The organism is Microbacterium sp. MPR-TSA4, from assembly GCF_058792815.1.
In genome coordinates this window covers 6,731-8,688 of sequence record NZ_JBXAFF010000071.1, presented here as the reverse complement: position 1 = coordinate 8,688, position 1,958 = coordinate 6,731, and the positions used below count along the sequence as shown (strand labels likewise).

Below are 1,958 nucleotides of genomic sequence, written 5' to 3'. Positions count from 1 at the left end.
GCGTGCGTCGGGGGAGAGGCGGCGCGCGGCAGGGTGGGCGGCATGCTCACGGAACACGCTCGAACCGCGCTCCGATCGCGCGCGGATCTGGAGGCGGCGGGACTGACCACGCGGGACATCACCTCCCGGGTACGGGCGGGCACGCTGATCCGCGTCGACCAGGGGTGGTACGCGGATGCCGCGCACTGGCGGAGCGCCTACGCGGAAGGCCGTCAGCTGATGCGCGTCGTCGCGGCCGAGGAGCGCCGGCGCGGCGGCTCGTCCCTCGTGTACTCGCACACGGCGGCCTCCGTCCTGTGGGGACTGCCGCTCTTCCGGCTCGAGCCCGAGCGCGTCCACCTCAGCGGTCGGTCGGCGAGCGGGCACGTGCGGGCGTCGAATCCGCTCGTGGCGCGGCATGAGGTCGCCGTGCCCGACGACGACATCGTCGAACGCGACGCACTGCGCTGCACATCGCTGCCCCGCACCGTGGCGGACACGCTGCGCGGCGTGTCCGAGGAGTCCGGACTCGCCCTCGCCGATGCGGCCCTGCGGATCGAAGCCCACGATCCGGCGACGGGGCGCTACGACGAGGATGCCGCGGCATCCCTTCGGGCGCGCATCGCGTCGCGCGTGCCGCGGGGCGGCCGCGGCGTGCGCCGGGCGCGGCGGATGCTCGACCTCGCGGACGGCCGCGCGGCGTCGCCCGGGGAGAGTGTCAGTCGTCTGTATCTGCGGGAGCTCGGATTCGCCGCGCCGCGGCTGCAGGTACCGATCCCCGCTCCGAGGGGCGGCACGTATTACGCGGACTTCGGGCTCGACGATGCCGCAGCCTGGGGAGAGTACGACGGAGAGGGCAAGTACCTCGATCCGCGGCTGCGCGGCGACGGCGTCGACATCGCCCAGGCGGTTCTCGACGAGAAGATGCGGGAGGACTGGATCCGGGGGACGACGAACCGGCGGTTCGCGCGGTGGGGCAAGGCGCACACCACCTCGGCCGCCGCCCTCGGCCGGCGTCTGGCGGCGTTCTCGGTGTATCCGCCCCGCTGACCCCGCGCCCTTCCGCGAACCGCCACGCCGCGCGCGAACCGGCACGCGGTGTGCGGTCCGCGGGTGGCCGGGTCGGGCAGGGGATGGCGGCTCGCGAGGATAACGGAGTTCACGGGGAACGCATAGGGGGGAGTGGGGGAAGATAGAACGACGGCGGCGTGGGCCGCGGCGAGGAGAGGCATCGGGCTATGGCGCAGGCAGCGGCAGGCAGGAAGAACTGGTTCGCGATCTGGGTGAGCGTGGCGGTGGTCGTCATCGTCGCCCTCGTGGTCGCACTGGTCGTGTGGATGAACCGCGCGGCGACCGACCCGGGCACGGCTCCCTCCGGATCGGGCATCAACCAGGAGACCGGCGCCGTCGTGGTCGGCTCGGGCTCGCAGACGCTCGACACCTACATCGACTTCATGTGCCCCATCTGCAACCAGTTCGAGCAGACCTACGGCGACGAGATCCTCGATCTCGCCAACAACGGCACGATCACGCTCAACATCCACCCCATCTCGATCCTCGACCGCTACTCGCAGGGGACGAAGTACTCCACCCGAGCCGCGAACGCGATGTACTGCGTCGCCGAGGCCGACCCCGACAAGGCCGTGACCTTCATGCAGGCCCTCTTCAAGGCGCAGCCGGAGGAGAACTCCACGGGTCTCACCGACCAGCAGATCCTCGATGTCGCCTCCAGCGTCGGGGTGACGGGCATCGACTCCTGCGTCTCCGACGGCACGTACACGAAGTTCGTGGCGGCCATGACCGAGAAGACGCCCGTGCAGCCCGGCTCCAGCGGCATCGGCACGCCGACGCTGGCCGTCAACGGCACCGTCATCGCCAACCAGACCATCCCCGCCAAGGGCCAGTTCGCGACGCTGTTCCAGTAAGCGCCGCGATGACGGGGAGGGGGGGGGGGGGGGGGGGGGGGGGGGGGGGGGGGG

2 protein-coding genes are annotated in these 1,958 nt (G+C 71.9%); both read left to right on the top strand.

All coding sequences use genetic code 11. The annotated features are described in order from the left end of the window. On the top strand, positions 1-1,029 hold a 1,029-nt coding region (locus AC1Q49_RS15625), incomplete at its 5' end, for a hypothetical protein (RefSeq protein WP_492493284.1). Positions 1,030-1,217: 188 nt separating this feature from the next. After that, on the top strand, positions 1,218-1,904 hold the full coding sequence (locus AC1Q49_RS15620; RefSeq protein ID WP_060960266.1) for a DsbA family protein: 687 nt from the start codon (positions 1,218-1,220) through the stop codon (positions 1,902-1,904). Positions 1,905-1,958 lie beyond the last annotated feature (54 nt).

Coding starts and splice junctions, on each gene's coding strand:
- AC1Q49_RS15620 (WP_060960266.1), top strand. CDS start 1,218: ATGGCGCAGGCAGCGGCAGGCAGGAAGAACTGGTTCGCGATCTGGGTG.